The sequence below is a fragment of the Chryseobacterium arachidis genome, assembly GCF_900129245.1.
Lineage (GTDB): Bacteria > Bacteroidota > Bacteroidia > Flavobacteriales > Weeksellaceae > Chryseobacterium > Chryseobacterium arachidis.
In genome coordinates, this window is record NZ_FQUT01000003.1 from 163470 (window position 1) to 185846 (window position 22377).

Annotated in this window: 17 protein-coding genes; 10 read left to right on the plus strand and 7 right to left on the minus strand. The window is 34.8% G+C overall.

Annotated features, from left to right (window positions below; genetic code table 11):
- Nucleotides 1-681 precede the first annotated feature (681 nt).
- Together BUA89_RS07065 and BUA89_RS07070 are read left to right on the plus strand one after the other, a co-directional pair.
- A complete protein-coding gene (locus tag BUA89_RS07065; RefSeq protein WP_143152281.1) occupies nt 682-912 on the plus strand; it encodes a hypothetical protein in 231 nt (76 codons plus the stop codon).
- A 1-nt stretch (nt 913) separates the two neighbouring features.
- Complete coding sequence (locus tag BUA89_RS07070) at nt 914-1174, plus strand: hypothetical protein (RefSeq protein WP_143152282.1); 261 nt, start codon at nt 914-916, stop codon at nt 1172-1174.
- Nucleotides 1175-1430: 256 nt separating this feature from the next.
- On the opposite strand, the gene BUA89_RS07075 is transcribed toward BUA89_RS07070, so the two are convergent.
- Nucleotides 1431-2642: a type IX secretion system plug protein gene (locus BUA89_RS07075; protein WP_083531627.1), complete on the minus strand. Its 1212-nt coding sequence runs from the start codon at nt 2640-2642 to the stop codon at nt 1431-1433.
- Between the two features lie 275 nt (nt 2643-2917).
- Here BUA89_RS07075 and BUA89_RS07080 point away from each other — a divergent pair, with 275 nt between their 5' ends.
- The 3 genes from BUA89_RS07080 (at nt 2918) to BUA89_RS07090 (ending at nt 5603) form a co-directional block, all read left to right on the plus strand.
- Entirely contained in the window at nt 2918-3556 is a 639-nt protein-coding gene (locus BUA89_RS07080; RefSeq protein WP_072954820.1) for an MBL fold metallo-hydrolase, read from the plus strand.
- Between the two features lie 83 nt (nt 3557-3639).
- Complete coding sequence (locus tag BUA89_RS07085) at nt 3640-4158, plus strand: DUF6678 family protein (RefSeq protein ID WP_072954823.1); 519 nt, start codon at nt 3640-3642, stop codon at nt 4156-4158.
- Between the two features lie 986 nt (nt 4159-5144).
- Nucleotides 5145-5603 (plus strand): SMI1/KNR4 family protein, encoded by a 459-nt coding sequence (locus tag BUA89_RS07090; RefSeq protein WP_072954827.1) that lies wholly within the window; start codon nt 5145-5147, stop codon nt 5601-5603.
- A 111-nt stretch (nt 5604-5714) separates the two neighbouring features.
- Here the strand turns inward: BUA89_RS07090 and BUA89_RS07095 are convergent, their stop codons facing one another.
- From BUA89_RS07095 to BUA89_RS07105, 3 genes are all read right to left on the minus strand, one after another.
- Nucleotides 5715-8159 (minus strand): TonB-dependent receptor, encoded by a 2445-nt coding sequence (locus tag BUA89_RS07095; RefSeq protein ID WP_072954831.1) that lies wholly within the window; start codon nt 8157-8159, stop codon nt 5715-5717.
- A 183-nt stretch (nt 8160-8342) separates the two neighbouring features.
- Complete coding sequence (locus tag BUA89_RS07100; protein ID WP_072954834.1) at nt 8343-9821, minus strand: trehalase family glycosidase; 1479 nt, start codon at nt 9819-9821, stop codon at nt 8343-8345.
- A 2-nt stretch (nt 9822-9823) separates the two neighbouring features.
- On the minus strand, nt 9824-11053 hold the full coding sequence (locus BUA89_RS07105) for an MFS transporter (protein WP_072954837.1): 1230 nt from the start codon (nt 11051-11053) through the stop codon (nt 9824-9826).
- A gap of 123 nt (nt 11054-11176) precedes the next feature.
- On the opposite strand from BUA89_RS07105, the gene BUA89_RS07110 reads away from it, so the two are divergent.
- Nucleotides 11177-12082: an AraC family transcriptional regulator gene (locus tag BUA89_RS07110; protein WP_072954840.1), complete on the plus strand. Its 906-nt coding sequence runs from the start codon at nt 11177-11179 to the stop codon at nt 12080-12082.
- A 424-nt stretch (nt 12083-12506) separates the two neighbouring features.
- On the opposite strand, the gene BUA89_RS07120 is transcribed toward BUA89_RS07110, so the two are convergent.
- Nucleotides 12507-13061, minus strand: a complete 555-nt coding sequence (locus tag BUA89_RS07120; RefSeq protein ID WP_072954847.1) for a thioredoxin family protein — start codon at nt 13059-13061, stop codon at nt 12507-12509.
- 289 nt (nt 13062-13350) lie between these two features.
- Here BUA89_RS07120 and BUA89_RS07125 point away from each other — a divergent pair, with 289 nt between their 5' ends.
- From BUA89_RS07125 to BUA89_RS07140, 4 genes are all read left to right on the plus strand, one after another.
- Complete coding sequence (locus BUA89_RS07125; protein WP_072954850.1) at nt 13351-13947, plus strand: TetR/AcrR family transcriptional regulator; 597 nt, start codon at nt 13351-13353, stop codon at nt 13945-13947.
- 372 nt (nt 13948-14319) lie between these two features.
- Nucleotides 14320-15480, plus strand: coding sequence for an efflux RND transporter periplasmic adaptor subunit (locus BUA89_RS07130; RefSeq protein WP_072954854.1), 1161 nt, complete (start codon nt 14320-14322; stop codon nt 15478-15480).
- Between the two features lie 248 nt (nt 15481-15728).
- On the plus strand, nt 15729-18911 hold the full coding sequence (locus BUA89_RS07135) for an efflux RND transporter permease subunit (RefSeq protein ID WP_072954857.1): 3183 nt from the start codon (nt 15729-15731) through the stop codon (nt 18909-18911).
- 264 nt (nt 18912-19175) lie between these two features.
- The gene (locus BUA89_RS07140; protein WP_072954860.1) at nt 19176-20588 is read left to right on the plus strand and encodes an efflux transporter outer membrane subunit; all 1413 of its coding nucleotides are present in this window, start codon (nt 19176-19178) and stop codon (nt 20586-20588) included.
- 145 nt (nt 20589-20733) lie between these two features.
- On the opposite strand, the gene BUA89_RS07145 is transcribed toward BUA89_RS07140, so the two are convergent.
- The gene (locus BUA89_RS07145; protein WP_072954864.1) at nt 20734-21426 is read right to left on the minus strand and encodes a hypothetical protein; all 693 of its coding nucleotides are present in this window, start codon (nt 21424-21426) and stop codon (nt 20734-20736) included.
- Nucleotides 21427-21444: 18 nt separating this feature from the next.
- The gene (gene miaA / locus BUA89_RS07150) at nt 21445-22365 is read right to left on the minus strand and encodes a tRNA (adenosine(37)-N6)-dimethylallyltransferase MiaA (protein WP_072954867.1); all 921 of its coding nucleotides are present in this window, start codon (nt 22363-22365) and stop codon (nt 21445-21447) included.
- Nucleotides 22366-22377 lie beyond the last annotated feature (12 nt).

Genomic DNA, 22377 nt, shown 5'->3' on the forward strand with positions numbered 1-22377 from the left:
TGTGGATAACTTTCAAAACTGCTTATATTACTTACATCTTACCATTCGATTCTTCAAACTTCTATCCCGATTGTGGAAAAGTATCATCCTAAATTCTGCTTAAAATTAATTTTTGTTGATATTAAGTATAGATAAACAACTAATATTCAATTTACTTAAACCAAAAAAGTTATTTCAAAATAATACTTCAAGAAGCAAAACCCCGACTGTTACTATGAAAAAGTCATATTGTGGATAACTTTTTCCAAAATTATTTTAAATAAAATCTTTTGTAAAGTAGTCTTCAAAAATAGCTTTTGTGGAAAACTACGATCTTTTTTAATTTCAAAAAAAAAGTTCAATGGATTAAGAAGTTTGAAAAGCAATTAATAATTAAATGATTTGGCGTAAAAAATTAATCAGGATTATTATTTTGGTTTTAAAGATCATGGCTGTCACAATAAAAACTCATAGTGTGGATAACTTTCATATATATATATTTTAATAGAAAAAATAAATACTAATCCAATAATTATTTAAAATTGTTTTTAAACAACTACCCCCTTAAAAAATCACAATTCGAATTAAAAAAAATACATTTAAAACAAAACACCCCATTATTTTTAAATAAAAATTGAAAAATTAAATATTTTTCATACCTTTACCCCATCAAAACAACACCATTAACCTTAAAATTTAGAAATGATGAATGCAACTGCCGAAATTTTAAAAAATAAAATTGAAAACTTCAATCCTGAAACGTTAGAAGCTTTTGCAAAAATGATGGAAAGCTTTGAAGTAAAAAAAGAAGCTGCGATTCCACAGTTTCATCTGGATGAAATTTTATACAGAATCCAGTTTCATAATGAAAATCCTAAAACCAAATTAGATTTCTACGAAAACATTTCGGAACTGAAAAAGTATTGTGCCTAAAATGAATGTCCTCCTCTCTTCGATTGCCAAAAACGACATAAGACTTCTTATGCGGGTTTTTAACGCGGAAAAAGCACATAAAGGAATAGATTTTCTGGAAGATCTTAAAGAATCGATTAACGAAATTTTACAACATACCAAAAGCCATGAAATTATAGATAAAGAAATTTCCGTGAGTAGCATGCAGAATTTCCCCGTGAATATTCATTATATTTTTGAGGATGAAGAAAATTTGCTGGTTACCGCGATTTTTAAAATTTAATTAAGATTTTCCAGACTATTATTATATTGAACCTTGCAGGATTTTTCTGCGAGGTTTTTGTTTTCTTATTACATTTCTTCTGTCATTTCGACGAAAGAGAAATCTATTTATATGATTCAGAACCCTCAAAATAACAACCCTATTAAAAACAATTAGCATAAAGACTGCCATGCTGAGGTTCTCGAAACGTACTATTTTATTTTAAAAAAAGTTGAAGATATTTTCACTCAAATTCTTAAACTCTCCTATCCTTAGGCTACCTCACCGGCGTTCTGAATTCTCCATACCCCATCAATCCATCGTAATTTCTGCCGAAAGGCGTATAGTATAAAAATGCCTGATAAAGATTTTCCGTCTGCCAGAAATTTCCGTTGATTTCACCGAAATTTAAAGGTCCGTTTCCTTGTCTTGTTGCTAAAATATAGTTGTAGAAACCCTGCTTCAGATAAATTTTTGCTATATATTTTTTTTCTGTTGCATCATACTGCATCTGGTTTTCTTTGCTTGGCTTAAAATTATTAAAACCTCCCAACACATAAATTTCCTGATCTACAGGATCTGAGTCCAGAGAAAAATGCACCCACGAATAATCCGCTTCTCTCTCAGCATTTCTTTCGTTTCCGAGATCATTTCTTCTGTAGTACCAGGCTCCGTTTACGTCCGGCTGATACTGATAATTCAGAGGGAAAGCCCAAACCGGATGAAGATAAGTATTGTTGACGCCGTCTTTTAGTTCCGTGGCACGAACCATATCTGCGGCCATATTCATGTTTTTATTATCAAAATAATAAAACTCGTTATTTCCCGGAAACACCAAATTCATCTGCTGAAAAAGCAATTGATTTCCCATAGTGGTAGTTGCCTTCAAATTACTAATGGTAACGTTCGGATTATTATTCTGCATCACATTCAATGACATAGAATTTACATTGGAAGTTAAATCTCCGCTCTTTGAAACAGCCTTCACCTCTACCCTTTGGTTGGCATTCGGATTTCTTGCGTCTGCATATCTCGAAATATTTAAAGCCAGTGCCGCCGCCTCTTCAACAATATAAAATCTTCTTTTGAAAAGCGGTTTTTCTGCTGAATCTTTATAAACTATCAGCTCGAAATTTCCTGAAATTTTCGGCTGCATTTTCTCGTTCGGGAACGTCAGCGTATAATGGGTATACGACTGTAATGTATTAAAAGAATACTGAAACTTATCCAACAGCCCATTCAGACTTCCATTGGCGATTTCCGTAAAAAAAAGATTATCATCTTCCCAATTTCTGTTGTAATGCTTAATGGTATACCTATAAATTTCGCTGGAATTGGTAAGATCATCAAAACTTAATACCAATTGCTGACTGAAATTAATCACCGGTGTCTCGTCATTCGTCTGAGGATTAAACAACTGGATGCTCTGGATATTTTGTCCAAAAACCAATCCGCTCAAAGAAACTAAAAGTATTCGCAAAGTTTTCATTATGACGAAGATAACGAAAATTGTTTTTAAACCCTAAAAGGAGAACATGTTTATTAAATTGAATTACCTTTCTACAGTAAAAATAATAAATGCTTTGACGGGCTCAGCATGACATTTCTAATATTCATCGCTTTATCTAACGGTAAATTTATAGCAATGTCACACTGAGTTTGCCGAAGCATCTCCTTAAATATATTCAAATTAAAAATTTATTAAAATATTTTAAACCCAAACTATTGTCGTTACATTTGTCTTTAATTAAAAACATTCAGAATATGCTTCAGATTCAAGGTTTCGTATTCAATTTTGCGAGCGAAAATACTTATGTTCTTTACAACGAAAATAAAAAAGCATGGATAATAGATCCGGGAAACATGACTCCCCAGGAAACCAAAGCCATAGAAAATTTCATCACGGAAAATGAACTGAAAGTTGAAAAGATTCTTTTAACTCATGCCCATATTGATCATATTTTGGGTTTACAATGGGCTTTTGACACCTATAAGGTTCCTGTTCTAATGCATAAAGATGATAAAGAAGTTTTGGATATGTTTCAGGTAAGCGGGATGAGGTTTGGATTCGAGCTTAATCATATTAATGTTGAAATTAATTATATCAACGAAGGCGACGAATTGGATCTTGACGGTGAGAAATTTAAAATCTATCATGTTCCAGGGCACTCTCCGGGAAGCGTGGTTTATCATAATGAAAATCAGAAATTCATGATCTCTGGCGATGTTTTGTTTGAAGGCAGTATCGGCAGAACAGATCTTTATAAAGGAAATTATGAACAATTAATTGACGGCATTAAGACAAAACTTTTTATCCTTGATGATGAAACGCAGGTTCTTTCGGGACATGGAAATACGACGACGATTGGTTTTGAGAAGGCACACAATCCGTTTTTGAAGTAAGAATATTGTAGTAATGGAAATTTTTTAAACTCAATCCTCTCCGTTTAAAAATATAAAACACTAAAAATACGATATGATCAGCTATGCGAATAGTAAAAGACACACCTATTATTTTAAAAACTTTTTTAGGAAAATTATCATCTTCAGAGAAAGTTGAAGAAAGAGAAAATTACTGGAAACTAATTGGAGAAAAAGGAAAAGTTATAGATGATACTGAAATGAATGGTGGAAGAGTTTTAGTTTTATTCAATAAAAACCTGACTGAATTTGGTGTTGAAAATCATAATCCTATCGAGAATTCTTTGTGGATAAAAAAATCAGATCTTGAAATAGACCACTATTCAATTAATCTAAATAGATTGGAAAAGGAAATTTTAACCCGAAATTCCTTTATGAACAATACAAAATGGTTCAAACTATTTACAGAAATAGAAAATGAAAAAATTAAAATCCACTCTGCACACATCAAATTCTTGCTGACAGATAGAACGTATAAATTTCATTTCGGAGGATTTAACCAAACAGGTTTTGGTGATGTAAGCGAATTAGGACCCTTTAATTTTAACGAAATTGAATGGATACTAATTCCTGAAAAATATTAAGCTGAACGTTGGAACAGAAACGAAAAACTGACATCAGAAATTATTTTTCAGCCATTACAAAAACTTGAACAAATAATGAATGCTTTGGGACAATTTGAGTACGACATAACAGAAGAAGGACTAAAAATTTACGGGTATAAATAAATATAGAGACATCTTGCTGCTAATTATATATCATACCCCATAAAACTAATAATTAGATAATTTAAACAAAAAATTAAAACCATGAACAAAGAAGAACTTATAAAAAAGTTAGCAGGAGATTCATTTCAAGAATATCTAGAGGCATACGTTGAATTGCCGGATTATGCAAAAAATGGAGGAGAATTGGATCAGGAGAAATAGAACAGGCATTATTTGTCAATCTTTTTCCATTTTGGGCAACTCATCAGGAGTTCAATGATATATTGAAGAAATAACAATATAATTATCCAATCATTCGGAATTGCTCCAAACTGATAAAAAATATGATTTAATGGGACTGACTGTTTTTGTTAACGGATTACTGGATGGAGATTCATTGTGTCTGGATTTTTATGGACTGGTGATGGATTTCTGAGCTGTAAAATTGCTTGCGAATCTTTATCAGAATATTATAAAGAGTAAAGAAAAAATAAGGAAGCTAATTATTTTTATGATCTCAGTGATGGTTTAAGACAATATATTCTACAACCGGTTATGTATTCAAAGCTATTATGAATATCAGTTCGTGGAATGAAGAAATGGTAGTTGGTCTTTAATTTCTTGAATAAAAGCTTAGCCAATATGGCATTAAATGGATCTTAAGCGGATTGTATAAGGTTGTAGACGACCTGTTAATTAAAAAAAAGTATTTGATCATTATAGTGAATCATTTAAAAAAGCAAGAGAAAAGCTGAAAAAAGAAAAAATAAAGAAAGAGCATATCAGATTACAGAGAAATTGAAAAATTTGAGAAAATTAGCTAAAGGGGAAAGTATTTAAAAAGATAGAAAAATTTGCAAGTAATGAATATAGAACAATTAGTAAAATTAATAAAACAGAAACATCATCTTAGCGGAATTGAGATAAATCCTCCGGCAACACTTTCAGATATCATAGAATTTGAAAATCAAATTGGTTTTTCACTACCTCCAGACTTTAGAGAGTTTTATTTAACTTGTAATGGTTTTTGTTGTAATGAAGATATATTCAATATGATACCGTTTCAAGAGATTATAGAGAGTCAACAAAACTTCGGCAATAGTTGGTTTTATTTCTCCGAATATATGATTTATTCTGACATGTGGGGACTTAGATATACTGCAACGGGACAATTTGAAATATTTAATGATAGTTATCCAGATAAAATCCTCAGTTCTTCTTTGAACGAATTTCTTCAGAGATTTTTAACAGGAAATGTATTTGATACAGGTGGCTTATATGAATGGCACAACGAACTGAGAATAAATAATTCCAACGAGTAAAGATTTCATCAGTCAAATTGAAACAAATTTTCTAAAATTTTGCTTTACTAAAAATAAAAACCCGCCAGAAAAATTCCTGACGGGTTTATCAATTTTATGAAGAAACTAATTTTAGAAGTCTAAAGTAATAGAAGCTCTTACAGCCGCCCCCATAATTGGTCTTGCCATTCTGATGTCGCCTGCTCCGGTTAGCGGAGATCTTGGATCACCTTCTGTAATTCCGATGGTATTGAAGATGTTAGTTCCATCAACCGCAAAACGGATTTTTCCTAACTGATACGATGTTCCCGCACCAAATTCTGAGAATGAAGGCAAAGTATTTTTATCCGTATTTGCTTCATCCTGAAAACGTTTTCCGTAATAATTCATGCTTACATACGCTCTCCATTCTTTTGTAATATTTACAGCAGGAGAAATATTGAAGTAGAATTTCGGCATTCTTCTTACCGTATTTCCATCATAATCAAATGTAGTTCCGTCTCCATTTCTTCCCGTAAAATCCTTGTATTTAGGACTCTGAACTGTTCCATTGAAAGTTACTTCCAATAAATTATTGAATAATCTTGCATAACCTTCCAATTCTACCCCGATATTTGTTGTGTTGGCAAATTTATTTTCCGAAGTTCCGTCAGAGAAAACATCCGTAAACGAAAGGTTTTTCAATGTCGAATAGAACGGAATTACCGCTACATCAAATGTTCTCGAATAATATTTATATCCAACTTCAATCTGGTTTGTCGTTACAGGCTTTATCGCCGACAAATCATTCATATTGTTATAATATGCTTCTTCGTTTGGAGATCTGAAACCATTAGAAAAACGTGCATACACCGCATTTTCTCTATTAATTTTATAATTCAAAGCGGTAGTGAAGGAAACTCTGTTGACATCGTAATTCCAATACGTGTATTTATTTCCCAAAACCGACATATTATCATCAGCAGTTGTTGTAGTAAAACTGTGAGTTCCGTCTGTCGTCAAACCAGAATTATTTAAATTTCCTGTTGTTGTACTTACTCCATAACCTTTATAGAAATCACGGCTGTAACGAATTCCTCCATTAAAGCTTAAAGCATCCGTAATATTATAATCTAAATTTAAGTAAAGATCATTCAAACTTCCCTGAACCTGAGAATCTCTCAACAGGAAAGACATATCGGTAACCCCGTTGTATGTTTTAGAATAACCTGTGCTTGTTGGTGTTAATGAAGTATCAACCAAATTCAAAAGTTCCGGTCTGTCTGAAGCTGTGGTTAAAATATTGCTCCAATTCCAGTATTGATGAGACTTCCAGTTGGATTTATAGAAACCTGCCGTTACATTCCCCTTATCAAACTTATAATTGAATTGAAGGTCGTTCACAAAATTATTCATCTGTTTGTCGATCGCCCAAAAGCCTAATTTCTGCACATATTGAGGATTGACAATTGCTCCATTGCTTACTAATGAATACTGATAATTATTTCCCGTAATTCCAGCTCCATTAGCAAAATCAGCGGCTAATTGAGGACCACCTGCCGGGAAAATTCCCGTATAATTCATATTGATATTCGTATATCTTGTTTTGTTGATCACTGAAAAATTATTTCCAAGATCATACTTAAATTCAGCACCTAAAACATCAACTTTCGGATGGATTCCGTCTTCTAAATTTCTGCTGAAAAACCCTCCACCAGCCTGTGGAATATTTAACTGGCTGATATTTCTGTAGCTATAGGTACCATAATTGGCATCAAAACCAGGGAAATCTTTCAGATCATTACCATTCTGAAGCAAAGGAATCGGAAGAAAGAATGTATTTCTGTCATCCAGCTTTTTATAATACACTTTAGCATATCCTTTATCGAAAACATACTTCAGATTCATTCTGATCTGCCCACCCTGATTAGCTTTAAAACCGGTTTTTCTGATACCGTCATCCGTTCTGTAAAAACCTCCCACGTTGAAAAATAATTTATCCTGAACCAATGCACCGCCAACATTTACATCAGTACGCATCAATCCGTAAGTACTTGTTTCCAATTTCGCTGTTCCTTTGAAATCGTTTCCGCCTTCTTTGGTAATAAAGTTGATCAAACCTCCGGGAGAATTGGTTGCAAAAATAGAACCTGAACCTCCTCTCAAAGCCTCCAATCTGCTTACCGAATTATCCACACGGAAGAAATTATCAGCATTCGCAAACTGCAAAGCTCCGTCTTCAAAAACCGGAAGTCCGTCTTCCTGAACCTGCACAAATTCATAAGCACCCGCAGAAGGAATACCTCTCGCGAAAAGGTTATTTCCTACCTCACCACCGGAAGTTTCTACCGCAAAACCCGGAACCCTCTGTAGCAAAGCGGCCGCACTGATTGGGTTCTGTTTCTGAATTTCTTTTGCACTAAACGTAGAAATCGCCGTACTGGATTCAATTTTCGGTTTCGGTCTGGAGTTACCGGTGATAACTACCTGATCAATAGATGCAGTTATTGTAGAATCCTGCGGAGTTTCCTGCGCATACGTATTGTTAAAATAAAGTGTTGCAATTCCGGCAAGTAAAAAGATTGATTTTTTTTTCATAGCCTTTAATTTATAGTTAGTTTTAATTTTGATTTAATTTATTTTAAACATTAAGAAGGTGTAAGATTTTAAGTTGAATTAAGTAAAAACATCAAAAATGTTTATAAGCATATTGCTAAAAATTTGACAAAGTCAAATCTCTTAATTCTCCTTTTTGAGCTTTAACATCTTAATTCCTTAATGTTAATGTTGTTTTAGTTTAAGATAAACACCATTCGTCCATCCGAAACCGTCCTGATTTGGGTATTCTCCGCCTCCCGCAACGGTTTCAATGTCTAAAGCATTGTATTTTTCCATCAGTTTGCCTGTGTTTTTATAAACTCTTTCTACATTGGCGCACCAGTTATTTTTAATTTTTTCTGCAAGATCATCAAAGCCATAATTTTTCATAGCTTTAAAACCCAACCACTGATACGGCGCCCAAGCATTCGGAAGATCCCATTGCTGACCCGATTTTTTTGTCGTCGTTACCAATCCGCCCTGATATAAAAATTTTTCATCAATATGTTGGGCAACAGATTTTGCCTGATCGTAGCTTGCAATTTCAAGAAACAAAGGATAAAGAGCAGCAATATGTTCAGACGGGGTTGTTGTGTTTTTTTTCGTGTGATAGTCTTTAAAAGTTCCGGAATTTTTATCCCAGAAATATTTGTCGATCATTTGTCTTCGATCTGCCGCTCTTTCAGAATAAAATTTTTCTTTTTCAGACAGATGATAAAGCGATGAAGATTTTGCCAATGTTTTTTCCAAATGCCATAAAAGACAATTCAGATCTACTTCAGCTAAATTCAACGTTTCAATCGTCTGTATATGTTCTCCGTCTGCAAACCATCTGCTGGAAAAATCCCAACCCGATTCGCAGGCACTTCTGATGTTTCTGTAAAATTCTTCCCCGGCATTTTCACTGTCTTCAATATCAATCAAATAACTTTCAGGGCGAGGTTCGTTTTCAGCATCGTAATATCTATTCAAAATATCTCCATGAATCGTTTTTACCACTCTTTTCACAGCCGAGCCGTTTTCCAGTTTTTCAGCTCCGTTCATCCAGAAAGCATGCTCTTTTTCTAAAGTATCGTGATATTTGATATAAAGAGTTTCGTCTTTCGTTGTTTCAAAAAGCAGATCCAGCATCAGTGAAAAATAAGGTGGCTGAGAACGGCTTAAAAAATGAGTTCTGCTTGCATTTGGCACAAATCCTACGTTCTGAATCAAATAAGAACAATTTTCAATAATATTTTCCATCATTTCTATTCTTCCCGAAACCTGTAAACCAAGCATGATATAATAGCTGTCCCAATAGAAAAATTCATTAAAACGACCTCCGGGAACAACGTAAGGTTTTGGAAGTTTCAGCAATGTTCCTTTTTCTTCGTAAGCAGTTCTTGTCAGTTCATCCCATAATTTTTCGATGTGTTCTTCAATTGGCAGATGATCTTCTCTCTGAATAGAAATTTTAGCTCCTAAAAAATCGAAATTCGACATCACAAATTCCTTCAAATTAAAATTTTCAGATTGCTTTTCCGCTTCATACTTTGCATTAATTTCTTCAATCGGAAACAACGGAACCGCATCGGTCATCATCTTCTGATCTTCAAAGACCTTTGATCTTTGCACATCATCAAAAAGAGCCTGAATTTCATTTATATATAGCTGCTTGTTCATTTTTATTTTTTAGGATTTATTTTTAATTTACTCATGAAAATTGCCGAAATAATCAACAGAGAAAGTGGAATCAATGAAAGGTAAAACGCCTGCTGTCCACTGAATTCCTGAAACACAAAACCTGTAATAATCGAACCGATCGTTCCTCCGATTGCAGAAAAAACCACGATTAAACCGGACATTGCACTGTGTAAATATTTCGGAATTGATGCTAAGATTACCGAATTGATACTCGGATAAATCGGAGCCAGCAAACCGCCCATCAAAGGAAATAAATAAACAACCAATGGAGCGTTTAGCCAAGTTGTGTTTGTGTCAATGTTAATGTTATGAGTTAAAGGTAAAACCAGTAAAATACTTATTGCAAAACCTACCACACAAAACGAAACCACGTAAATCCAGCTGAATTTTTTAGAGAAAAAGCCTGAAAGAAATCTTCCTAAAGCAAAAGCTCCCGCCAAAACCGCTCCCGCCTGAATGCTCATCGAAGTAGGAACTTTCAAAATTTCTTTGTAAAAAGTCGGTGTCCAGGTCTGAAAGCTCTGTTCCACCAAAACAAAAAGGAAAGCGCACAGTAAAAAGAATAACACTTTTTTATAACTGAATAAGCTTACGCTGTTTTTAAGATCTCCCAGCAAATCTGTTTTCTCGCTTTTTGCTTCGTGTTCGTCTAATTTTGTGAAGAATAAAAACAAAAAAGACAGTGTTGAAATTCCACCCAAAACCCAGTACACATTCAGCCAATGGGTTGATCTCGGATTTTGGTCGTCTATGAATAAGCTGAATAAAACATTTCCCATTAATACGCCAATCATAAAAAAACCTTCCAGATAACCCATAAAACTCGAATGTTCTTTATCTGTCTCCGTTACCAGTCCGATAGAAGTGAAAACGGAAATTTTAATTAAAGCAAAAGAAATCCCAACAATCGTAAACAGTAGCTTGAAAAACCAGAAGTCGTTGGCAAATGGCATCACAAAACACATACCGCTTACCAAAAGCAATGCGATCAACATCGAATTTTTAATACCGATCTTCGGTAAAAATGAAGCCAGAATGAATGAACAGATTGCAATTGGCAGGTCTTTGAAACCTTCCAGCACGCTCGCTGAAGATTTTGAGATCCCAAAGTTCTGCTGCATCTGTAAAATGACTGTTCCTACAGAATTCAGAAGAATCGCAAAAACGAAATAATTTAAAAATAAAACTGCCTTAATGTTGAAATTTTTCATTCATATAATTTCTTGTTGGCTAAGATATATGCATTTGGCTTAACGTTAATTTAACATGATAAACAAATATTTGAACTATATTAATATAATTATTATTTTAGGAAACAAATAATGATTAACTAAATGAAAGTCACTTTTGAAAGGGTAATTCCCGATGAAAAGAGCTCTTTTCGCACCATCCATAACAACTCTCCCATTTCTGAATTTAAGTGGGAATATCATTATCATCCCGAAATTGAGCTTGTGTGCGTGATTTCCGGGAGCGGAACGCGACACGTCGGCTATCATAAAAGCAATTATACGAACGGTGATCTGGTATTAATCGGCTCCAACATTCCGCATTCAGGATTTGGATTGAATTCTATTGATCCGCATGAGGAAATTGTTCTTCAATTCAAAGAAGAAATTCTGCAGTTTCCGCAACAGGAAGTGGAAGCCAGATCGATAAAAGATTTATTGGAACTATCGAAATACGGCATTAAATTTCACAGAAAAATTAATAGGGCAATGATTCCTAAACTCAGACTGATGCTGGAATCTGAAGGATACAAAAGATATTTACTGCTGTTGGAAATTCTTTTTGAGCTTTCAAAATCGAAAGATTACGAGCTTTTGAATAATGAAATTATGCCCTATACTATCATTTCCAAAAATAAAACCAGGTTGGAAAATATTTTCACCTACGTTGAACACAATTATGATAAAGAAATTCATATTGAAGATGTCGCAAAACTGGCAAATCTTACATTGCCTGCTTTCTGTAATTTTTTTAAAAAAGCGACGCAGATTACCTTTACAGAATTTGTAAACCGATACCGAATTAATAAGGCTTGTCTGTTGATGGCGCAGGACAAAAGCATCTCGGAATGCAGTTATAGCTGTGGTTTTAATAACGTGACATATTTTAATAGAATGTTTAAAAAGTATACGGAGAAAACTCCTTCGGAGTTTATGAAGAATTTTGCACACAATAAAGTAAATGTGGATTTGAAGGTGGAAAATGAGGTGAAGATTAAAGCTAGTTTTTAAGGTGTTTTTGAAATGTTTCGATACTAAATATAGTGGTTCTTTTAATACATTTTATTTTAAACCTCTCGCAGATTTAGCAGATAGCGCAATTTTTTTTAACGCAAAGATTTATTTTTTACACATATATTTTAAGGAGCAAAGATTGAATCAACAAGTTGATTTGATGAAGTTAGACGTTCGCTTCTCGAAGCAAATTTATTTGCCTTTGCTTTACTTAAAATCAAACATAAAAATTGTATAAATCTTTGCGTTTAAAACTTTCCGCAGATCACACAGATTTCGCAGATGATTGCGTATAAAAATCTGCGCCATCTTCCAAATCTGTGCGATAAAACAAAAAAAGCCGTCCCAAAGAACAGCTTTATATATTATATAGTTAAGTTGTAGAACCATCTACCGATAACCGGCAACCATCAATCAAAATTTACTTCCATTTGATATTGCAACCCATGCTTGGTCTCTGAATTTCTTCCTGTGGCTCACCCAACAAAAGATTTTCAAAAGCAATAATTAAATCTTCACCCGTGACATCCTTATTATTTCCCGGTCTTGAATCATCCATTTGGCCTCTGTAGATAAGGTCTAATTTCTCATCAAAGAAGAAGAAATCCGGTGTACAAGCTGCATCGTATGCTTTTGCGATGGCTTGGCTTTCATCATATAAATAAGGAAAATCGAATTTTCTTTCGATCTGGAATTCGATCATTTTTTCCGGAGAATCTGCAGGATATTTTTCTACGTCATTTGAATTTATAGCAATAAATTCAATCCCTCTTTCATTATAATCTTCATATAATTCGTTTAACTTATCAATGACATGAAGAACAAACGGACAATGGTTGCACATAAATATAACCAACGTCCCTTTTTCTCCTTTCAAATCATCCAACGATTGGATTTCGTTACTTTTTGAAGGGTTCGGAAGCTCAAAAAAAGGTGCCTTTGTACCCAAATCAATCATATTGGAGGGAGTATTCATAACTTTTTTATTTTAACCACAAAGATAAGATTTTCCTGATTATTTCTGTAAAGAAGATGGATACGGAAAGGATGAAAGTTATTCATTGAGCTTGGCTATAAACTTCATTAATTTTTACAATAATTCAAAATTCAAAATCTAAAATCTGTTGTAGCTCCCATTCTTCCAGCATCCAGCCAAATTTCATATTCTTTAAAAATCTTCCGTTAAAAGTTAAACTCTGAAATTTGTTTGGAAATTATATTAAAAAGTTTGTAGTTTTGCTAACACTGTTAGTAATTAAAAAATCATGGGTCTACATGAACGTCGACAAAGAGAAAAAGAAAATATACGCACCAGTATTCTGGACGCGGCTTTCTCTTTGGCAAAAACCGAAGGGTGGGCTTCACTTTCCATGAGAAAAATTGCCGATGCCATTGAATACAGTGCACCGGTGGTTTACGATCACTTTGAAAACAAAGAAGCTATTTTATACGAAATCTCGTTGAATGGTTTCCATTGTTTACATATCGAATTGTTGAAAGCTCAGAGAGAACACGACAATCCGGAAGACCAGTTGAAAGCTATTGTGGATGCCTACTGGAAGTTTGCATTTAAAAACAAAGAGTATTACCAACTGATGTTCGGATTGGGAATGCAATGTAGCGGAAAAGGAATGATGAAAGAAGAATTTTCGTCGTTTCAGGACATGCTTTATGATTGCACGTATGAAATTATTAAGAAAAAAGGATCGAATCCTGAGAATGCCTGCCATTCATCACATGCCTTATTTTCGGCGGTGCACGGTTTGATTTCGATTATGATGATGCGTAACGACGATATTCCTTCTACAATGAACAAGACTACTTTAGACGAAACTGTTTCAGCTTTCATTAAGTCTTTGTAGAATTTTTTTTTGAATTAAAAATCAACACCGTTAGGAATATTAACACTGAATTAATGTAAATTAATCATTTAAAACAAAATTTAAATTAAAAACCATCTTATATAAGATTAGAAAATTAATCGTAAAAATTATTTTTTTACCGAAACAATTAACACTGTTAGTAAAAATAACACAATTTGCACGTCATCCTAATTATACTTAAACCAACATTAAAACAAGTTTCAATTATGAAAACACCGATCTAAAATCGAGTATTAAGAATTCTGAAATTTTTTTTGACTAAATCATTAACACTGTTAGGAAATATAACGGAATTAAAATTAACAAACAACATTATTTAATTTAACACTTCATTAAAAATTTAAACTCAAAATGAAAATATTTGGAAAAACGAGGATCATCGTACTTATCGCAAGTATTATCCTTTTACAAAATTGCACAAAAGCAGCAGAAGGATCAAACGCTGCTCCACCTGCTCCAGAGTTGCCAGTTTATACCGTAATTACCTCTCCTGCTACTGTTTATCAAGAATTCCCGACAGCTTTGGAAGGAAAAAACAATGTAGAAATCAGATCTCAGGTGGATGGATATTTAGATAAAATTTATGTAGAAGAAGGCGCTTATGTAAGAGCGGGACAGCCTTTATTTAAAATAGATTCAAGAAGTTACGGCGAACAAATGAATATGGCAAGTGCCAATTTACAAGTTGCCAACGCCAACATTCAAAAAGCAAAAGTTGAGGTAGACAGATTAGAGCCTCTTGTTGCTGCCAAAGTAGTTTCAGACGTACAGTTGAGAACTGCAAAAGCAAATTACGCAGCCGCAGTGGCAGCCGCCTCACAGGCAAAAGCATCAGTAGGAAGCGCAAAAATAAATGTAGGATTTACAACCATTACAGCTCCTGTAAGCGGATATATCGGAAGAATTCCTTACAAAAAAGGAAGCTTGATTTCAAGAACCGATCCTAGTCCATTGACTTTATTATCTGATATCAGCGAAATTTACGCCTACTTTTCTTTAAGTGAATTGGATTTCATTGCTTTCCAAAATAAATATCCGGGAGCAACTTTGAATGAAAAACTGAAAAATATGCCAATGGTAGATTTGGTTATTGCAGACAACAGCACGTATCCTGAAAAAGGGAAAATGAGTATTGTTGACGGGCAATTCGACAAAACTACAGGAGCAATCAGTGTTCGCGCGGTATTCCCAAATGCAAACGGAGTTCTGAGAACAGGAAATACGGGTAGAGTTCGTATGCCTCAGTTATTCGATAAAACATTGGTCATTCCACAGGAATCTACTTTCGAAATTCAGGATAAAACTTACGTTTATGTCGTTGGAAAGGATAAAAAAGTAACCGGAAAACCTATAAAAATCTCAGGAAAAACAGATAGTTATTACTTTATTTCTGAAGGGCTTTCTGTAGGAGATAAAATCGTATTCACAGGAATCGGTGCATTGAAAGACGGGGTTGCTATTCAGCCAAAAGCTATTTCTTCTGATAGTTTGTTGAAAGCAAAACCTTTGTAAACTCCTTTATCAGAACTGTTTAAACTTTTCTTTTTTTCACCACAAAAGTCACAAAAGCTTTTTCTCTGTTTTAAAAAGTTAAAATGCTAATATTTTAAAGTTCACAAAAACGAAAATCGAAGATTTTCAAACCTAATGTGTTCTTTTTAAAACATTAATTAAAACTTAATGTGACTAATATGTTTAAAAGCTTTTGTGCCTTTTGTGGTAAGAACATAGTTTAAACAACATTAAAAAATAAACTTCTTATGTTAAAACAATTTATAGAAAGACCGGTACTTTCAACGGTCATCTCCATAATACTTTTATTATTGGGGGCATTGTCCCTCTTTAATTTACCCATCGCCCTCTTTCCGGATATTGCGCCACCGAGCGTTCAGGTGACAGCTTTCTATCCGGGTGCGAATGCGGAAGTTGTAGCCCGTTCGGTTGCAACCCCGATCGAAGAAGCGGTGAACGGAGTGGAAAACATGACGTACATGACTTCCAACTCAAGTAATGACGGTACCATGACGCTGAGCGTATTTTTCAAACAAGGATCTGATCCTGACAATGCTGCCGTAAACGTTCAGAACCGTGTATCGAAAGCGATGAGCCAGCTTCCGCAGGAGGTTGTACAGGCGGGAATTTCAACGCAGAAAGTTCAGAACAGTATGATTATGTTCATGGGACTAACAAGTGATGATCCTAAACAATACGACGAACTTTTCTTACAAAATTATTTGAAAATCAACATCATTCCACAGATCCAGCGTATCCCCGGGGTTGCTCAGGCGCAGGTTTTCGGAACGAGAGATTATTCAATGAGACTTTGGCTGAAACCGGACAGATTAGCAGCCAACGGACTTTCCCCACAGGAAGTTTTAAATGCCGTAAAAGATCACAACTTAGAGGCTGCTCCGGGACGTCTGGGACAGGGAAGCAAAGAAACTTACGAATATATTTTAAAGTATAAAGGTAAATTAAACAAGAACGAAGACTACGAAAATATTGCTATCAAAGCTAACAGCGATGGTTCTTTCCTTAGACTGAAAGACGTGGCAAGAGTGGAATTCGGTTCCTATACATATACAGCAGCTAACAGAGTGGATGGCAAACCGGTTTCTGGTTTTGCAATTATGCAGACGGCAGGATCTAATGCCAACGAAATTTTGACTGAAATTGAAAAACAGGTTGATCAGTTTAAAACTACCCTTCCAAAAGGAGTTGAACCCATCATCATGTACAATTCCAAAGACTTTTTGGATGCTTCAATTCATCAGGTTGTTGAAACATTAGTGATTGCATTTATCCTGGTATTTATTGTAGTATATATTTTCCTTCAGGATTTCAGATCTACATTAATTCCGGCCATTGCAGTTCCGGTGGCGATTATCGGTACCTTCTTTTTCCTTCAGTTATTCGGCTTCAGTATCAACATGTTGACATTGTTTGCTTTGGTACTCGCCATCGGTATTGTGGTGGATGACGCGATCGTTGTGGTAGAAGCCGTTCACTCCAAAATGGAACATACAGGCATGCCTGTTGAACACGCGACCATGAGTTCGATGAGCGAAATTTCCGGTGCGATTATTTCCATTACATTGGTGATGTGCGCTGTGTTTATTCCGGTAGGTTTCATGCAAGGTCCTGCAGGAGTTTTCTACAGACAGTTTGCCTTTACATTGGCGATTGCGATCATGATTTCTGCGATTAATGCATTAACATTAAGTCCGGCTTTATGTGCAATGTTCTTGAATGATCCTCAGGGTGAACACGGAGAACATGGTAAAAAAACTGGTTTTGGGGCAAGATTTTTCAATGCTTTCAATGCAAGTTTTAATAACATGACTAAAAAATATATCTATAGTCTTAAATTTTTAATTAAAAATAAATGGGTTGCAGTCGGTGGATTAGTATTAATTACCGCAGCAAGTGTTTTCTTAATTAAAAAAGCACCATCAGGATTTATTCCTACGGAAGACCAGGGGTTTATTTTATATGCGGTGAACACTCCTCCGGGAAGTTCATTGGACAGAACACACAGAGCAACTGAACAAATTGATAAAATCATCAACGGTGAAAAAGCTAAAAATCACCTTTGGGTTGCAGACGGTTTGAACTTCATCAGTAATGCGAATGCGTCTCCATATTCTGCAGGTTTCATTAAATTAAAAGATCATGAGCAACGTGGCGAAATCACCGATCCGGATCAGATTGCAGCAGGATTGACAGGTAAAGTATCCCAAGTGAAAGATGCGAGTGCATTCTTCTTCAACTTCCCGACAGTTCAGGGATTTGGTAACGTTTCCGGTTTCGAATTTATGCTTCAGGATAAAACAAACGGTTCATTAGAAAATTTAGGAACAACAACGCAGGCCTTCATTGGGGAATTGATGAAACGTCCGGAAATTGCATTTGCTTTCACAACGTATGCAGCCGGAAACCCGCAATTTACGATTGAAGTTGATAATGATAAAGCAAACCAGCTTGGAGTTTCCATCACAGAATTGATGCAGACGATGCAGATTTATTACGGAAGTAGCTTCGTTTCAGATTTCAACAGATTCGGAAAATACTACAGAGTAATGGCTCAGGCAGATATTCCGTACAGAACAGATGCGAATTCTTTGGAAGGAATTTATGTTAAAAATAAATCAGGTGAAATGGTTCCTGTAAAAACATTAGTAACATTAAAAAGAGCTTTCGGCCCTGAAACAGTGACAAGAAACAACCTATTCAACGCCGTGACGATCAACGGAACACCAAAACCTGGTTACAGTACCGGAGACGCAATTAAAGCGGTTGAAGAAGTTGCAGAAAAATCATTACCGAGAGGTTTCGGATACGAATGGACGGGGATTACTCGTGAAGAGATCAAAACAAGCGGACAGACAGCATTTATTTTTGCTTTAAGTATTTTGTTTGTGTACTTCCTGTTGGCGGCTCAATATGAAAGTTACATTCTTCCGTTTGCGGTTATTTTAACGATTCCAACAGGTATTTTCGGAGTATTTGCTTTCACAGGACTGGCTGGAATTGATAATAATATTTATGTTCAGGTTGGATTAATCATGCTCGTCGGATTGTTAGCGAAAAACGCGATTCTGATTGTAGAATTTGCCGTACAAAGAAGAAATGCGGGAAGATCATTATTGGAATCTGCGCTTCAGGCTTCAAGATTACGTTTGAGACCTATCTTGATGACATCATTTGCGTTTATTGTCGGTATGCTACCGCTTGTATTTACGCAGGGAGCTTCTGCAAAAGGAAACCACTCCATCGGATTCAGTACTGTTGGCGGAATGTTGACAGGAGTTGTATTCGGAATTTTCATTATCCCGGTAATGTTCGTAATCTTCCAGTATTTACATGAAAAAATGCCAAGCAGAAAAAAGAAAAGACTTCAAAGACAAAAATTAGAAGAAGAACTTTTAGCTGCGGCTCATTAATAAAAATGAATAACAAACTTTGAGAGATTTGACTTAAAAATTTAAACCATTAAGAAGTTTAGGATATTAAGTGAAGCTTCGTTTTCAGTATATTTCTTAATTAAAACTTAACTTCTTAAATGTTCTTAATGGTTCAAATTAAAAAAATAGAGAAGCAAACTATTCAAACTATATCATATAAAAAGCAAAGCATTTTCTCCTACTAAAGACAACTTTGCCCAAACAAAACCTCTCAAAGTTTTGTATTCAATTAAAAATTAAATTATGAAAAGAGTAAAAAATATAATCATCGCTTTTGGAATCGCTATAGGTTCGGTTTCCTGTGTGCCCAAACTGGCATTAAGTGAACCTGAAGTTGATCTTCCCGAAACGTTTAAATATACAGCAACCGCTGATACAGCAAGCGTTGCGAACTTGGAATGGAAACAATTTTTCAACGATCCGATGTTACAAACATTGATTGAAAAAGGAATTAAAAACAACTACGATTTACAGATTGCTTTAAAACAAGTTGCTTCATCACAGGAAAAACTAAAACAAGCAAAATATCTTCAATATCCCGATGTTGGTTTTGGAGTGACTGCACAGATTTCAAAGCCTTCAAAAAACAGTATGAACGGACAAAGCCTGAACCTGTTTTTAGGAAAAAGCTATGTAGAAGATTACAATGCAGCGTTTAATTTGTCTTGGGAAGCCGATATTTGGGGTAAAATTAAAAATCAGCAGGAAGTTTCAAAAATGCAGTATCTGCAAACTTATGAAGCGACAAAAGCGATTCAGACACAGGTTGTTGCAGCGATTGCTCAAGGATATTACAATTTGTTGATGCTTGACAAACAATTGCAGATCGCCAACTCCAATTTAGAATTAAGCACAAACACACTTTCTTTAACAGAAAAATTATGGAAAAGCGGTGACACAACATCTTTGGGAGTACAGCAGGCGACCGCTCAAAAGCAGTCTACGGAATTGTTGATTACTCAACTGGAACAAAATATTGCGATCCAGGAAAATGCATTGAGTATTTTGATCGGAGAAAATCCGGGGAAAATCAGCAGAACCATTGAAATGTCTGAAACATCTTTACCACAGGATATTTCTGCGGGACTTCCTGCAGCGATGGTGAGTCGTCGTCCGGATGTTCGTCAACAGGAATTGGTTTTATTGGAATCGAATTCAGTGGTAGGAATTGCTCAGGCAAATATGTATCCTTCATTGAAAATCACAGCGAACGGAGGGGTAAATTCATTTAAAATTGATAACTGGTTTCAGATTCCGGCTTCATTGTTCGGTTCTGTTTTAGGAGGATTGACTCAACCTATCTTCCAGAAAAGACAATTGAAAACGGATCTTAATGTTGCTAAAATTCAAAGAGAGAAAAACGTTTTGGCGTTCCGTCAATCTGTTTTGAATGCAGTGGGTGAAGTTTCTGACGCTTTGGTTTCTAATGAAAGTCTAAAAGTTCAAGAACAAAAAGCAACCGAACAAGTTGCAACCTTAAAAAATGGAATTAAAAGTGCCGAAATGCTTTACAAAGGCGGAATGGCAAACTATTTAGAAGTAATAACAGCTCAGGGAAATTCTCTACAGGCAGAACTTAATCTGGCATCCGTAAAAAGACAGAGATTGAGCAGTATTGTAGACTTATACCGAGCGTTAGGAGGCGGTTGGAAGTAGTAAATTAAAATTATATTGTTAATGGAATGCGGTCTTTCGGGATCGCATTTTTTTGTTTAAACTAAACTTTTTAACCATTTGCATTGTCATTCTGAACGAAATGAAATGGGAGTGAAGAATCTATAAATTAAAAAACTTAACTGATCTAGACAGTAAACATTTCACTAAAGGAAATTTTCAAAGGCAGATGATCCACATCTTTCGGACCATAAATTGTTATAAAATCTTTATCTACAGTTATTTTTTTATAAATTTCAAGAAAAAATTCTGTTCCGCTTTTTGTTTCTGCGATATTCTTCTCAAAAATTATATGATCATCTTTTTCTAAAGTGAATTTTGAATACATTTTGTCTTCCTGAAAGCTGATCCACACCGAAGCTACATAATTTTCACCTTCTCTTTCAAAATCAATGGATTTCGTTATGTAATCGGCAACCAAATCTCTCTTTAACCCTTCTAAATACGCATATTTTACAGCTTCTTGCAAGTGTAAATTACTGGAAATCTCAGCGGCATCTATTAAGTATTTATATGCTTTTTCCCAAATATATTTTTTCTTTTCGGAAGAAACCATTTTATATAAATCTTCCTCATCAAAGAAACCGTTATATCTCAAATCCTGACTAAAAAAAGAAAGTTTTTCCTTCTCTATAGCTGGAAAAATTTCATAGGTTTTATCCGTAAAAAAATCAATATTAATAAACTGAATTCTTTTACCTTCGTATTTGTCGTTCAACAAATTGTTCAACAAAACACTGAGCCCATAAAAATATTCATTAAGATGTAATAGCTTTTCGTGTCCATCTCTAAACCAGAATAATGTTCGCTCTATTTTCATAAGCTTCGCTTTATTATTCTAATTTAAAATCTTTTGATGGATATACCCAATCAACCCATCAAAATCCTCCTCCGAATATCCCAAAGTCAAATAATGAATATCATTCGCTTTCCGATACCAGGTCAATTGGCGTTTTGCATATCTCCGGCTGTTTTTCTTGATTTCAGAAACGGCAACATCCAAATCCCATTCACCATCAAAATATTTGAATAATTCAGCATAGCCAACGGTATTCAAAGCGGTCAAATGTTTAAATTTTTCTAAACTTTTAGCTTCTTCCAACAAGCCTTTTTCCATCATCATATCCACTCTCCTATTAATTCTGTCGTACAATTCTTCTCTAGGCGCTTCAATTCCAATTCGGATCGTATTAAAATCTCTTGAGTCTTGAGAAACAGCAATTAATTCAGAATATTTTTGATTTGTTTGCCAGATTACATCAATTGCCCGTAAAAGCCTTCTGTGGTTATGAAAATCAACCACAGAAAAATATTCAGGATCGAGTTCTTTCAGAATTTCCTGAAGTTTATCAATTCCTTCGTTTTCGAAAATTTCATTTAATTTTTTCTGATTGTCTTCATCGGCTTCCGGTAAATCATTTAAACCTTCAATCACCGCTTTTTCATACATCATACTTCCGCCAACCAAAATAACGGTATCGTGATTTTCAAAAAGTTCATTAAGTTTTTTTAAAGCATCTTCTTCATATTGCCCGATAGAATAATATTCTTCAACCGAAAGATTTCCAATAAAATGATGAGGTGCTTCTGCCAACTCCTCTTCTGAAGGTGACGCAGTTCCGATTTTCATCTCCTTAAAAAACTGGCGGGAATCACAGGAAATAATTTCCGTGTTGAAATGTTTAGCTAAGTCTATTGCCAGTCTTGTTTTTCCAATTCCGGTGGGTCCTACAACAGAAATTAAGTTTTTCTTTTTCACGCTGCTAATTTA

Coding starts and splice junctions, on each gene's coding strand:
- BUA89_RS07065 (WP_143152281.1), top strand. CDS start 682: ATGATGAATGCAACTGCCGAAATTTTAAAAAATAAAATTGAAAACTTC.
- BUA89_RS07070 (WP_143152282.1), top strand. CDS start 914: ATGAATGTCCTCCTCTCTTCGATTGCCAAAAACGACATAAGACTTCTT.
- BUA89_RS07075 (WP_083531627.1), bottom strand. CDS start 2,642: ATGAAAACTTTGCGAATACTTTTAGTTTCTTTGAGCGGATTGGTTTTT.
- BUA89_RS07080 (WP_072954820.1), top strand. CDS start 2,918: ATGCTTCAGATTCAAGGTTTCGTATTCAATTTTGCGAGCGAAAATACT.
- BUA89_RS07085 (WP_072954823.1), top strand. CDS start 3,640: ATGCGAATAGTAAAAGACACACCTATTATTTTAAAAACTTTTTTAGGA.
- BUA89_RS07090 (WP_072954827.1), top strand. CDS start 5,145: ATGAATATAGAACAATTAGTAAAATTAATAAAACAGAAACATCATCTT.
- BUA89_RS07095 (WP_072954831.1), bottom strand. CDS start 8,159: ATGAAAAAAAAATCAATCTTTTTACTTGCCGGAATTGCAACACTTTAT.
- BUA89_RS07100 (WP_072954834.1), bottom strand. CDS start 9,821: ATGAACAAGCAGCTATATATAAATGAAATTCAGGCTCTTTTTGATGAT.
- BUA89_RS07105 (WP_072954837.1), bottom strand. CDS start 11,053: ATGAAAAATTTCAACATTAAGGCAGTTTTATTTTTAAATTATTTCGTT.
- BUA89_RS07110 (WP_072954840.1), top strand. CDS start 11,177: ATGAAAGTCACTTTTGAAAGGGTAATTCCCGATGAAAAGAGCTCTTTT.
- BUA89_RS07120 (WP_072954847.1), bottom strand. CDS start 13,061: ATGAATACTCCCTCCAATATGATTGATTTGGGTACAAAGGCACCTTTT.
- BUA89_RS07125 (WP_072954850.1), top strand. CDS start 13,351: ATGGGTCTACATGAACGTCGACAAAGAGAAAAAGAAAATATACGCACC.
- BUA89_RS07130 (WP_072954854.1), top strand. CDS start 14,320: ATGAAAATATTTGGAAAAACGAGGATCATCGTACTTATCGCAAGTATT.
- BUA89_RS07135 (WP_072954857.1), top strand. CDS start 15,729: ATGTTAAAACAATTTATAGAAAGACCGGTACTTTCAACGGTCATCTCC.
- BUA89_RS07140 (WP_072954860.1), top strand. CDS start 19,176: ATGAAAAGAGTAAAAAATATAATCATCGCTTTTGGAATCGCTATAGGT.
- BUA89_RS07145 (WP_072954864.1), bottom strand. CDS start 21,426: ATGAAAATAGAGCGAACATTATTCTGGTTTAGAGATGGACACGAAAAG.